Source organism: Janthinobacterium sp. B9-8, from assembly GCF_000969645.2.
Classification (GTDB): Bacteria; Pseudomonadota; Gammaproteobacteria; order Burkholderiales; family Chitinibacteraceae; genus Iodobacter.
This window is the reverse complement of record NZ_CP014222.1, coordinates 1,741,925-1,754,779: the sequence shown is the minus strand read 5'-3', so window position 1 is coordinate 1,754,779 and position 12,855 is coordinate 1,741,925. Positions and strand designations below refer to the sequence as shown.

Sequence of the window (12,855 nt, the reverse complement as noted above, 5' to 3'; positions counted from 1 at the left end):
TGAATTGCCGCTTTAAGCCGCTTGATTTAACTCAATGTGGTTTCCCCCTCCCAAAGCCTTAAACAGGCTGACCTGTGCCAATAACTGATCGCGTGTTGCGCTAATCAGCTCTAGTCTGCCGTTGAATAAATTGCGCTCGCTATCCAGTACGGTGAGGTAATCGCTATAGCCGTTGTCGTAGCGCAAAATGGCTAATTTGAGCTGGCGTTCAAGCGCCGTGATCTGGCCGGTTTGTGCTGAGGTTTTTTCCTGGCTGAATTGATTGATTTTCAGCGCGGCATAGGCGTCGGCAAAGGCGCTTTGCACAGCTTGTTTGTAGCTCGCAGCAGCTGCTTTATCTTGGGCGCGGGCTTGGTCGATTTGCGCTGCGCTCAGGCCGCCATCAAATAGTGGCATGCCAAGATTGCCCGCAAATTGCCATGTTTTACTGCCTGCGGCAAATAGATTAGCCAGCGGATTGCTAGCGGTGCCAAGGATGCCGGATAAAGAAATCTGCGGAAACCATGCGGCACGTGCGGCGGCTACTTCGGCGCGGCTGGCACGTAGCTTGGCTTCGGCCTCTACAATGTCGGGGCGATGGAGTAAGAGATCAGAAGGGATGTGCGTTGGCAGCCCATTGGCAATATGCATCTCGCCGATGGACTTGCCGCGTTGTAATCCCTCTTCGATGAGTGCTCTTGGGGATTGCCCGCTAAGGATTGACAGGATGCTTTCTGCCTGTGCAATTTTTGCCTGGTATTGGGGAACAATCGCTTGTGCAGCGGCAAAATCGCTTTCTGCCTGTCGTGCTTCTAGCTCACTGATCAGCCCGCCTTGAAAGCGTTTTGTTTGTAAAACAAAAGCGGCTTTGCGCGATGCAACGGTTTGTTTGGCCAGAAGGAGCTGGGCATCCAGTGCGCGTAGATTGAAATAGGCTTGGGCCGTTTCTGCACTCAGTGCTAGTTGTAGGCCCGTGTGTGCGGCTTGAGTGGATAAGAGTAACTGGTTGGCGGCCTCTGTTTGGTTAGCAAGGCGGCCCCATAAATCCAGCTCCCAGCTTGCCGCGCCTGCCAGCTGGATTTTGGGCGCGCCGGAGTCTGTATTATTTTGCTGCTTGCCTTGCAAATCTAAACGAGGCCATTGGGCTGAGCTGCTGATGCCCAGTTTGGCGCGGGCTTCTTCTATTCGGGCGATGGCAATGCTCAGATTATGATTGTGCTGTAGCGTTTGCGCGATCAGCGTATTGAGGAGTGGGTCATTAAATGTTTTCCACCAGTCGCTAGCAATCGATGTTTTGTAGGTTGATTGGGGCAAATCAAGGCTTGGTACGGTTAGCTCGGGCGTGATGGCGCAAGCCGTACAGAGCAGCGCGAGCAGGCTGGCAATCAGGGATGGTTTCATAGCGAAGATCTCAGGGTGTGCGCCTGCTGCCGTTACCAGCAGGCGCGGGTGTTTATTTTTTGCTATTTATTCTTTAGGCCCATAATTAGGCGGAAGAACAGCGGGATAAAGAAAATGGCAATAAAGGTAGCGGCCAGCATGCCGCCAATCACTGGCGTGCCTAGCGAATGGCGGCTGTTTGCCCCTGCGCCACTTGAGGTAATCAGTGGTACGCAGCCTAAAATAAAGGCGAGCGATGTCATGATAATCGGCCTGAAGCGCAGCCTTGCCGCTTCGATGGCGGCGTCAGATAAGCTCATGCCTTCTTCAAATTTCATCACCGCAAATTCAACGATCAGAATGGCGTTTTTAGCCGCCAGACCAATCAGCGTCACCATGCCGATCTGAAAATACACATCGTTATTCATATCCCGCATATATGCGGCCAGCAGGGCACCAAAGAGTGCAAAGGGCACCGAGGTAATCACGGCAAATGGCAAGCTCCATCTTTCGTATTGCGCGGCCAGAATTAAAAACACCATCACAATGCCCAGCAAAAAGGCAATGCCGGCTGTGCCGCTGGCTTCTTTTTCCTGATAGGCACTGCCTGTCCAGGCAAGGGTGTAATCGCTGCTGAGCGCTACGGCGGTGACACTTTCCATGGCCTTAATGGCTTCTCCAGAGCTAATACCTGCCGCAGGCTGGATCATGATTTTGGCTGCGCCAAAAATATTAAAGCGCTCGACCAGCTCTGGCCCGCTGGTGTCTTTAATGGTGACAAGGCTGGTAAGCGGAATCATGTCGCCTTTGGCAGATCGTACAAAAATATTGCTCAGGTCCTGAGGGCGTTTGCGATATTGGGCTTCAGATTGCAACTGCACTTTGTAGGTGCGGCCAAAGCGGTTGAAATCGTTGATATAGAGCTGGCCCAGAGTGGCTTGCATGGTGCTGAATACATCATTGATATTTACACCCAGCGCCTTGGCTTTTTCGCGATCCAGATCAACAAAATACTGCGGTACATCGGCGCGGAAGGTGGTGGTGACCTTGGCGAATTCAGGGCGTTTTTTTGCGGCCTCAATCAGCTTTTGTGTGGCCGTGCTGAGCGCCTGCGAGCCTGCGCCATTACGATCTTGCAAATAGCCCTCTAAACCGCCGGTGGTCGACATCCCCATAATGGGCGGCGGGGTAAAGGCTGCAATCAGGCCATTCTGGATAGGGCTGGCGTTTTGCATGGCTTTTTCTGCCAGCGAAAACGAATCCTGCCCCTTGCCCTTACGCTCGTCCCAGGGGGTGAGCGTTACAAAGCTGGTGGCGTGATTGGTGAGCTTGGAGCCGGATAAAATATCAAAGCCGGTAAAGGTGGTGACATTATTAACTTCGGCTAGCTTGTTGAGCGCGGTATCTGATTCGGCGCTCACTTGGCGCGTGCGGGCTAGCGAGGCGGCATCGGGCAGGGCAACGCTTACAAACATCGTGCCTTGATCTTCTGCTGGTACTAAGGAGCCTGGCACCAAGACATATAGCGCCGCAGTGCTGGCTAAAATACCCGCAAACAGCACAAAAGCCACGCCAACGCGGCGATTTAGAAACTTAACACCCGCAATATAGCCCCCCGTAATCCGTTCAAAGAAACGGTTGAACCATACAAAAAAACGGGCCGGTTCGTGGTGACCGGGCTTGAGCAAAAGCGCGCATAAGGCAGGGGATAAGGTAAGCGCCACAATCCCGGAAATAATCACCGAGATAGAAATCGTAATGGCAAATTGCTGATACATCACGCCTGTCATGCCACTCATAAAGGCCACGGGCAAAAACACCGCGCAAAGCACCAGCACAATGGCCACAACCGGGCCGGAGACTTCCTGCATGGCTTGAATTGACGCCTCTTTGGCCGAGCAGCCTGTCTCGCGCATAATCCGCTCGACGTTTTCAAGCACCACGATTGCATCGTCCACCACAATGCCGATGGCCAGTACCATGCCAAATAGCGTGAGCAGATTGATCGAAAATCCGAACATCGCCAAGCCCGCAAAAGTGCCGAGCAGGGATACCGGCACGGCAATGCAGGGGATGAGCGTGGCACGGAAATTTTGCAAAAATAAATACACCACGCAGAACACCAGCACCATCGCTTCAAGCAGGGTGGTGACTACTTTCTCGATCGAGGTTTTAACAAATTTAGTGGTGTCGTAAGGAATGGCGTGGTCCATTCCCTGAGGAAAGCGAGTAGAGAGTTCCTGCATTTTATTGGCAATAGCTTTGGATACATCCAGCGCATTGGCACCCGGCTGGGCGTAGGTCACTAGCCCCACGGATGGCTTGCCATTACGCATGCCGGAAATATCATAATCATTGCCACCCATTTCCACACGGGCCACGTCTTTTAGGCGGATTTTTGCGCCATCGGGCATGGATTTAACAATAATGGCTTCAAACTCTTTTGGATCAGCCAGACGGCCTTTGGCGTTAATGGTGTAGGTAAAATCAACCGGATCATTATCTGGCTCGGCCCCTAGCTTGCCCGCTGCAAATTGTGAGTTTTGCTCCTGCACGGCTTTTACTACATCGGCAGGCGTGAGCTTAAGCTGTGCCAGGCGATCAGGCTTTAGCCAGATCCGCATGGCGTAATCGGTGCCGCCCATCATGCTGGCATCCCCCACGCCGGGGATGCGTTTTAGATCATCCAGAATATTGAGCAGGGCGTAGTTGGCAATAAAGTTGCGATCATACTGGCCGGTAGGCGAGCCTAAGGAGACCACCGATAGTACTTCGGTTGATTTCTTTCTGACGGTGACGCCTTGCCGTTTGACTTCATCGGGCATTTTGGCGAGCGCCGCCTGCACGCGATTGTTAACGTCAATGGTGGCTTGGTCGGGGTTGGTGCCAACGGCAAAATAGACGTTCATATTCATTTGCCCGTTTGCCGCCGATTTGGATTGCAGATACAGCATATTGTCTACGCCGTTAATCTGTTGCTCCAAGGGGGACGCTACGGTTTGCGCAATGGTTTCTGCCGTAGCGCCGGGGTAGTTGGCACTCACCGAAACCACAGCAGGCACAATATCCGGATATTGCTGAATAGGCAGCGAAAACATCGCGGCCAAGCCTGCCAGCATAATCACGATGGAAATCACCGAGGCAAAGATGGGCCGGTTGATAAAGAATTTAGAAAACATTTACCCTTCCTTTTTAATGCTGACTTGCTGGCCCGGGCGCGCTTTAATTAAGCCATCAACAATAATGCGCTCACCCGCTTTTAGGCCGGATTCCACAATCACTTCATGCCCTATGCTTTCCCCTAACTGAACTTTGCGTGATTCAACGATGTTTTTGTCATTGAGCAGCATCACGCGCTTTTCGGCCTGCAGCTGCACAATGGCGCGTTCCGGAATGGTGATGGCTTGCTGGCGAATGCCATTGTCTACAACGACGCGTACAAATTGGCCGGGCAGCAGATCCCCTTTGGGGTTATTAAATTGCGCCCGCATATTGATGGTGCCGGTGGCTGGGTCAATGCGGTTATCTTGAAAATTGACCCGGCCCTTTAAGGGGTAAACCGTGCCATCAGCCAGCATGATTTGGGTGTTTAATCCTTTGGCGCTGCGGCTTGGGTCTGAGGCTTGTGCTGGGTTAAAAGCCTGATGATCTTGCTCGGCAACCGAGAAATTGGCGTAGAGCGGTGACATTTGCGAAATGGTGGTGAGCGGCTGAGGCGAGCTGCTGCTGATCAAGCTGCCCTCTGATTGCGCTTCTTTACTGCTGATGCCAGAAATGGGCGCGGTAACTTTGGTGTAGCTTAAATTGAGTGTGGCGGTTTTAACTTTGGCTTGCGCTGTTTGCACGCTGGCCTGTGCCGCGGCAAAAGCGCTGATGGCATCATCGTTGTCTTTTTTAGAAACCGCGTTTTCTTTAAAGAGTGGTGCAATGCGATCTTTATCGGCTCTGGCCTTGTTTAAAATGGCCTGCTGCCGGGCCAGCTCCCCTTGGGCTAAATCCAACTCTGCCTTATATGGCTCTGGATCAAGCTCAAATAAAACCTGTCCTTGTTTAACGGGCCGTCCCTCGGTAAAAGTGCGCTTAAGCAAAATACCGCCAACCCGAGCGCGCACTTCTACATCCCGCACCCCGGAGGTTTCTCCGACAAACTCTGAGCGCATGGCAATATCGTGCGGCTGGATCAGGAGTGCCGTTACTTCAGGTAGGGGCGCGGCGGTGGGGGCGGGCGCAGAGTTGCAGGCACTGAGGAGCAGGGCCAGGCAAAAGGGGAGCGCTTTGGTGGGGGTGTTGGGCATCATCGGGCTCTCGTTTCAAATAAAAAGCCCCGTGAACCGGGGCTTGCTGACTGACCAAAAAGGGCGAAATGCTGCTAAGTGGCGGTTTGGTTTACTGGTATTGGGTGCGCTTAAGGCGGCCTGGATGCATATCGGCCGGTGTGACTTCTGCCGGTGCAACCTCTGTGGCTTTGGCGGCTGAGCGCGGCTTGCTGCGAGCCTGTGCTTCCATCGGCGGGCGGCTGCGCTGTGAGAAGGGAATAATCTTGGGCGTTTTAGTGCGGGGATTGGCCTGAGCGCGGTTTGTTGTGTCAGAGCCAGAGGGCGCTTGCTCCATTGCCGGGCGGCTGGATGGCGGCGCAACCGTTTCTTCTGCAAGGGCAAAGGTAGAAAAGGCAAGGGTGCTGCTGATGCTGAGGGCAAGAATGGACTTGTTCATGGCTGCTTTCCTGTTGAAGGTGTAGAGCTATTAAACCGTGTCTATGTAAACCGCTTGATGGCTTGGCCGCTGTTTTTGTAAACGGCGTGTAAATAGCGGTAATTTGCTGTCGTGCCCTAGATAGCAAGCGGTTATGCTCTAAGAAAAACAAAATACATATAAGGTGGGTGCACGGCTTTATCGTGCCCACGCGGCAGAGTTGCGCACGGATGTATGGGCATAAAAACAGGCCCCTTCTATTTGAGGCGGGAGTTTGCAAGCCGCCTATTTAAAAAATATTGTTTCTTCTGAGGCGTTTTTCCTTGTACGGGCTAAAACGCGTTGTGATCAAAAATACTGAGGTGATGGATGAGCGCACATTTGATTTTGGTGGATGACGATGCAGATTTGCGTGCGCTACTCAGTGATTATTTAGTGGCTCAGGGTTATCGCGTCACGGCGGTGGGGGACGGCGAGGCGATGCTGAATGCTATGGAAGCAGAAACCTTTGATTTGCTGATTCTGGATATCATGCTGCCGGGGGAAGACGGGCTCACGCTTTGCCGTAATTTACGGGTGACGTCTCATCTGCCCGTGCTGATGCTGACGGCCCGTGGTGATGAGCTGGATCGGATTATTGGCTTGGAAATGGGGGCGGATGATTATCTACCCAAGCCATTTAATCCCAGAGAGCTCTTGGCACGCATCAAAAGTATTTTGCGCCGGGCACCCGAATCAGCAATGGCGGTTAAGGCGCGGCGGCTGTGTTTTGCGGGCTGGGAGCTGGATCTGGCCGCGCAATATTTATTAGGCGCAGATGGCGTGGTGGTTGCGCTATCTACCGGGGAGTACCGGCTATTGCAAGTGCTGGCAGAAAACCCAAACCGGGTTTTATCGAGAGATCAGTTGATGGATGCTATTAATGGCAAAGAGGCCGCGCCATTTGATCGCACGATTGACGTGATGATAGGGCGCTTGCGTCGCCGCCTTGGCGATGATGCGCGCGAGCCGCTGCTAATTAAAACCCTGCGCAGCAGTGGCTATATGCTGGCGTGTAAGGTTGAGGCTTACTAATGCTGCGGATGATCAGCGCTGCCTCGGTGTTTTCTGATGTGGAAGGGGGGATTGATGCGCTTTGGGCCTAAAACACTGTTTGGTCAGATTTTACTGATGATGCTTACTGGGTTGTTTATCGCTAATGCCGCAGGTGTCTGCTTGGTGCTTTACGATAGGGCTCGGCTGACCTATGCGCTGCGCACCGAATACGTGGCCCAGCATATGGCTAACTCCTTGAATGTTTTGAGTGAAACGCCCGATGCTTTTCGTCCGCGCTTACTCACGGCATTAAGTACTCCGAATCATCGGGTAGAGCTAGGTGGGGGCTGGTTAATTCCTGATGCAGAAACGCCGGATACGCGGCGCTTTGAATCGCTGGTGCGGGCTCAGCTGCGTAAGCCAGAGCGAATGCAAGTGGTGTCAATTAAAATCGAAGTGCCACAAGGCTCAAGGGATGCGGCATGGAGCGAGCTCACTGAACCCGCTTTAATGATGGTCATCTTACAAGGGCAACTGGCAGATGGCACGGTAGCCACGTTTCATTCATCTAGGTTGGGTAATGTGCTGATTCGGGAGCCTTGGCGCATTGTAGGCTGGCTGGCTTTAGTGGCGCTGGCTGCGGCGCTGCTCTCTATCTGGGCGGTACTACGGCTGACCAAACCGCTCTCTGTGTTTGCCGCGGCATCAGAGGGCCTGTCAAAAAACCTGCACCAGCCCGCCTTACCCGAAACAGGGCCGGTAGAGGTTGTCCATCTGGCCCGTGCGTTTAATAGTATGCAGTGCGCGATTAAGCTCTATTTAAGCGCCCGCTCGCAAATGCTGGCAGGCATTTCCCACGATCTGCGCTTGCCTATTACCCGTGTGCGTTTGAGATTGGAAAAGCTGCACGATCAATCGCAAAATGCCGCGATTGAGCACGATTTAGAAGAAATGGAAAACCTGATCGCCGATACGCTGGCCTTTTTACGGGCAGGTAGCAGTGCCGAGGCCAGTGTTAAATTACATTTTATGGATTTGCTGGAAGGCGTAATCGAAGATATGGAAGCGCTGGGCGCGCAAATCACCGTAAGCGGGCATAGCCGTGCTGTGATCATGGGGCGTCCGCAAGCACTGAGGCGCTGTTTAGGTAATTTATTAGACAACGCCTTGCGTTACGGCGGAGCGCAGATTCATGTTGTTGTGCAGGCGCAGGCCGGGATGATTATGGTCTCGATCGCCGATCAGGGAGAGGGCATCGCCGAGGACGATCTGGAGCGGGTGTTTGAGCCTTATGTGCGCCTAGAAACCTCCCGCTCCCGCCATACCGGAGGTAGCGGCTTGGGGCTGGCCATCGCCCGCGCCATTGCCCGCACTCATGGTGGCGATATCCTGTTGAGTAATCGAGCGGATGGCGGCTTAATGGCGGTGATTCAACTGCCCTTGCTGTTGTAAAAACAATTTTTATAAAGTGCATGAGCGCGTTACATATTGCTTGCGATAGTGATTTACTCGCCCATATAACAGATATTTTTATTCCAGGTTAAAGTGCAATACAGCCCCTCGCATCTGTTGGGCCAGAGCAGATAGCGCTGTTGCAGATGCAGAGCTCATTTTTGCCGTCACACTACTTTCCTCTGTCATCTGCGCAATACGCTCTACACTGCCGGCTATTTGCCCGCTGGCGGTAGTTTGTTCTTGTAATGCAGATGAAATCGCCGTAATGGCTGCTTCGGCCCGTTTGGCGCTGTCAGCAATACTGCCTATTGCTTCTGCCGCCAGGTTGGCCAGATCAACGCCACTGCTTACTTTGTCCACTGTGCGATTCATGCCCGCAACTGAATGGTCAGCACGATCCTGTATCAGCTTGATCATGTCCGCTATTTCCTTAGTGGCAGCGCTGGTGCGTTCGGCTAATTTTCTGACTTCGTCGGCAACGACGGCGAAGCCTCTTCCTTGCTCGCCTGCGCGCGCCGCTTCGATGGCCGCATTCAGAGCAAGCAGATTGGTTTGCTCGGCAACTTCACGTATGACGGCCACAATGCTGGAAATACGCTGCGATTCATCTCCTAAGGCGGTGACTTTTGTTGCTGTTTCAGTAATTTCGCTAGCAATGCTTCGAATTTCATTGGCTACATTGTGAATGACTTCAGCCCCCTCCTTGGATAGCGATTCAGCCTGTAGTGATGCCTTTTGCGCATCCCTTGCGTTATGGGTGATTTGCCCAATGCTGACGGTCATCTCCTCTACTGTTGCTGCCATATTTGACGCGGCATCGCTCTGGTGGACGGCGCTTAGCGATACCTGTTTAGAGCGATCTACCATTTCGACTGCTGATGTAGCGAGTGAGTCAGCGTGGGTACGCATGGCAGAAATAGCCTCTCGTAGTGCGGTTTGCATATTGCCTAAGGCACGCATCATCTGCGCGGTTTCATCTTTGCCTTGGCTACGGATGTCATTTGTCAGGTCGCCTGATGCGATACGGTTGGCTATGCCAATTGTTCGCTGTAAAGGCAGAACAATGCCACGCGCGGTCACGATGCCCAAGATGATGCTCAGGATTGCGGCTAGCGTTCCGCAAACGATAAATAGTTGCTTGGCGAGACTAAAGGCGCTTTGTGCATCCTTATCGCCTTGATTGGCCAAAACAACATTGTAGCCACGGTGGGCTTCTATTGACGCACGTACTTTTTCAAATACCGTAATGCTGCTGCTCAGCAAGTTTCTGGCCTCATCTGCCTGATTAGCCGTAGAGGCGGCTATTATTTTTTGTCGCATGGTGTCGTATTCGGTTAAAGCGGCCCGGTTATTGGCGAGCATCTGTTTATCATGGTCATTACTAAGCAATGGCTCGTACTTTTTGAACTCGGCTTCTACGTTCGCCATTAGTGGTGGCATTTTTTGTGCTATGGCTGTCTTTGCTGCCATATCTATGCTCAAGACATGCTCGCTAACTAACTTATCCAGCTTTACGAAATGATCGAATGCCGTATCAAGGATAACTAAACTAGGCACGCTGTTGATGGTGGCATAGTTGGCACTGTGATAGACCTGGCTTATCTGATAAAGCCCCACTCCCGTGACGGCAATCACTCCCAGCAACGCCGTTCCAACCAAGGTTAATAATCGCTGCGTCACATTCATGATTTGCTCCTCATGCGTCCATTGGGTAGTGGCCTCAATATGGGGCCACATTTCTTTCCTTACTACAGATATTCACCATAGGATAGCGTGGAGGGACATACCAATACGTTGGCTAAACGGCATTGCTCTGGGGTTGGAGCCGATATTGATGCAGTTTAATGACGGTGATTTTTACGTGGGTGTTAGTAGGTAGGGGCTTTTTCGTAAGACTCTTTTGATCCTATGCCTGAAATAATTTCTTTTTTATTGCATGTAACTGTTTGTTTTGTAATGTTTGTGTCAGGCATTGGCGCCAATGGCCGGGTGAGGGTAAAAAAGACCGGGGCCACATGCAGCAGAAAATATATATGCATTCTTTTCCTCCGTGCTTCTTTGGCATTCTCTTATGGCTCTGAGAGAGTTTAAAACCTAGCACCCCGCTCTTTAGATTCCGATTTTTATAATCTTTATACTTTCTTTATACCCACCACTCTGTTTTTACCAAAGTCTTTACATCGTTTTCCATAAAGTACATGGGTCGATTCCTCTTGATAAGAGTTAGCCATGGATGTGATCTATTTAGGTGCTTTATGCGTATTTGTGGTGTGCCCCGTCTTGCTTTTGCTGGCGTGTAGCCATTTGGGTGGTGAATCATGATTGTGCTGATTTCTGTCGTTGCCGCTGTCTTGATTGTCTATCTCTTTTACGCGCTGTTTAAGCCGGAGCGTTTTTAATGAGCAGTAATCCATTTCTCCCCTTGCGGCCATTTTTCTTGACCATTGCTGCTGTTGATCTGGCCGTATATACGCTGCACATGCAGGAGCGTTTTTAATGACTACCGATGCTTTGCTCCAATTGGGGCTGTTTTTGTCTGTTTTATTACTGTTGTCGTGGCCGCTGGCGATTTTGATCAACAAAGTGATGCAGGGCGAAATTCAAGGGCCTTTGCGGATTTTAAAACCTTTGGAAAATGGGATTTACCGTTTGGCTGGGGTTAACGCCGCGCAAGAAACAGGTTGGAAATCTTATGCCGTGAGCTTGTTACTGTTTAATGCTATCGGCGCATTTGTGCTTTATCTCTTGCAGCGCGTGCAAGGGGGGCTGCCGTTTAACCCTCAGGGGTTTGGCGCGGTTAGCCCGGATTCGGCGCTTAATACCGCCATTTCTTTTGTAACCAACACCAACTGGCAGGGCTACGGTGGTGAATCCACCATGTCTTACCTGACGCAAATGCTGGGTTTAACGGTGCAGAACTTTGTTTCTGCGGCAACGGGCATTGCGGTGGTGATTGCCTTGATTCGTGGTTTTGCACGGCATAGCGCCAGCACGGTGGGTAATTTCTGGGTGGATTTAACCCGCTCTACTTTATATATCCTATTGCCGCTCTCTTTGATCTGGTCTTTGTTGTTTGTAGGGCAGGGCGTTATTCAGAATCTGGATGGCTATAAGGAAGTGCAAACGGTCCAGGCCGTGACGTTTCAGCAGCCTAAGCATGATAGCCAAGGTATCGTTGTGAAAGATGCCAAGGGCGCGCCTGTTATGGAAGACGTAGTCAGCCATACGCAAACCCTAGCAATGGGTCCGGTTGCATCGCAAGAAGCGATTAAGCTTTTGGGGACCAATGGCGGTGGTTTCTTTAATGCTAACTCCGCTCATCCTTTTGAAAATCCAACGCCGTTTAGTAACTTTTTACAAATGTTGGCGATTTTCATTATTCCTGCGGCCTTGTGTTTTGTATTTGGCCGGATGGTAGGGGATAGACGCCAGGGCTGGGCGATCATTGCGGCAATGACCGTGATTTTTGTGGCGATGACCTGCGGTTTGTTTTACGCCGAGCAAGTAGGAACTAAGGGCTTAAGCAGCCTGGGCGTGGATCAGATGGTTAGCACTACGCAAGCTGGCGGTAATATGGAAGGCAAGGAAGCTCGCTTCGGTATTACGGCTACGGCACTGTTTGTAGCGGTCACTACATCGGCATCTTGTGGTGCGGTCAATGCTATGCATGATTCCTTAACCCCGCTGGGTGGCTTGTTTCCAACCGCGCTGATGCAGCTGGGTGAGGTGGTGTTTGGTGGTGTGGGCTCTGGCCTTTACGGCATGTTGGTGTTTGCGATTTTGGCGGTGTTTATCGCCGGGCTGATGGTGGGGCGCACGCCTGAATACCTAGGTAAAAAGATCGAAATCTTTGAAATGAAGATGAGCGCTTTAACGATCTTGGTGACGCCGATTCTGGTGTTGGTAGGTACGGCCATTGCCTTGATGGTGGCAGATGGCAAGGTGGGGATTCTGAATCCCGGCGCACATGGCTTAAGCGAAGTGCTCTATGCCTTTACCTCGGCGGCGAACAATAACGGTAGTGCTTTCGCTGGTCTTTCTGCTAATACCCCGTTTTATAACGTGATGTTGGGGATTGCCATGTGGTTTGGTCGCTTCCTGATTATCGTGCCGGTGCTGGCAATGGCGGGCTCTTTAGCGGCTAAAAAACGCCTAAGCGCTACGGGCGGAACGCTGCCAACGCACGGCCCTTTGTTTGTGGTGCTTTTAGTTGGGACAGTGATGTTGGTGGGCGCTTTGAATTACGTACCCGCACTGGCGCTGGGCCCTGTGGCTGAACATTTGCAGATGATTGCACCTGTTAAATAACAGCTT

General features: G+C 51.8%; 9 protein-coding genes. 4 read left to right on the top strand and 5 right to left on the bottom strand.

Features of this window, described 5'->3' with window-relative positions:
• Window positions 1-12: 12 nt before the first annotated feature.
• The 4 genes from VN23_RS07870 to VN23_RS07855 form a co-directional block, all read right to left on the bottom strand.
• Complete coding sequence (locus VN23_RS07870; RefSeq protein WP_046352911.1) at window positions 13-1,380, bottom strand: efflux transporter outer membrane subunit; 1,368 nt, start codon at window positions 1,378-1,380, stop codon at window positions 13-15.
• Window positions 1,381-1,442: 62 nt separating this feature from the next.
• Window positions 1,443-4,538 (bottom strand): efflux RND transporter permease subunit, encoded by a 3,096-nt coding sequence (locus VN23_RS07865; RefSeq protein WP_046352912.1) that lies wholly within the window; start codon window positions 4,536-4,538, stop codon window positions 1,443-1,445.
• Window positions 4,539-5,657: an efflux RND transporter periplasmic adaptor subunit gene (locus tag VN23_RS07860; RefSeq protein WP_052746714.1), complete on the bottom strand. Its 1,119-nt coding sequence runs from the start codon at window positions 5,655-5,657 to the stop codon at window positions 4,539-4,541.
• A gap of 88 nt (window positions 5,658-5,745) precedes the next feature.
• The gene (locus VN23_RS07855; protein ID WP_046352913.1) at window positions 5,746-6,072 is read right to left on the bottom strand and encodes a hypothetical protein; all 327 of its coding nucleotides are present in this window, start codon (window positions 6,070-6,072) and stop codon (window positions 5,746-5,748) included.
• Window positions 6,073-6,420: 348 nt separating this feature from the next.
• Between VN23_RS07855 and VN23_RS07850 the strand changes: the two genes are divergently transcribed.
• A complete protein-coding gene (locus VN23_RS07850; protein WP_046352914.1) occupies window positions 6,421-7,125 on the top strand; it encodes a response regulator in 705 nt (234 codons plus the stop codon).
• Between the two features lie 54 nt (window positions 7,126-7,179).
• Complete coding sequence (locus VN23_RS07845; RefSeq protein WP_197433054.1) at window positions 7,180-8,538, top strand: ATP-binding protein; 1,359 nt, start codon at window positions 7,180-7,182, stop codon at window positions 8,536-8,538.
• Window positions 8,539-8,616: 78 nt separating this feature from the next.
• Here VN23_RS07845 and VN23_RS07840 read toward each other — a convergent pair whose 3' ends face one another.
• Window positions 8,617-10,278: a methyl-accepting chemotaxis protein gene (locus tag VN23_RS07840; protein ID WP_046352916.1), complete on the bottom strand. Its 1,662-nt coding sequence runs from the start codon at window positions 10,276-10,278 to the stop codon at window positions 8,617-8,619.
• Between the two features lie 581 nt (window positions 10,279-10,859).
• Between VN23_RS07840 and kdpF the strand changes: the two genes are divergently transcribed.
• Together kdpF and kdpA are read left to right on the top strand one after the other, a co-directional pair.
• On the top strand, window positions 10,860-10,940 hold the full coding sequence (kdpF, locus tag VN23_RS22415) for a K(+)-transporting ATPase subunit F (RefSeq protein ID WP_082752678.1): 81 nt from the start codon (window positions 10,860-10,862) through the stop codon (window positions 10,938-10,940).
• A gap of 97 nt (window positions 10,941-11,037) precedes the next feature.
• A complete protein-coding gene (gene kdpA / locus VN23_RS07835) occupies window positions 11,038-12,849 on the top strand; it encodes a potassium-transporting ATPase subunit KdpA (RefSeq protein WP_046352917.1) in 1,812 nt (603 codons plus the stop codon).
• The last annotated feature ends 6 nt before the right edge of the window (window positions 12,850-12,855 follow it).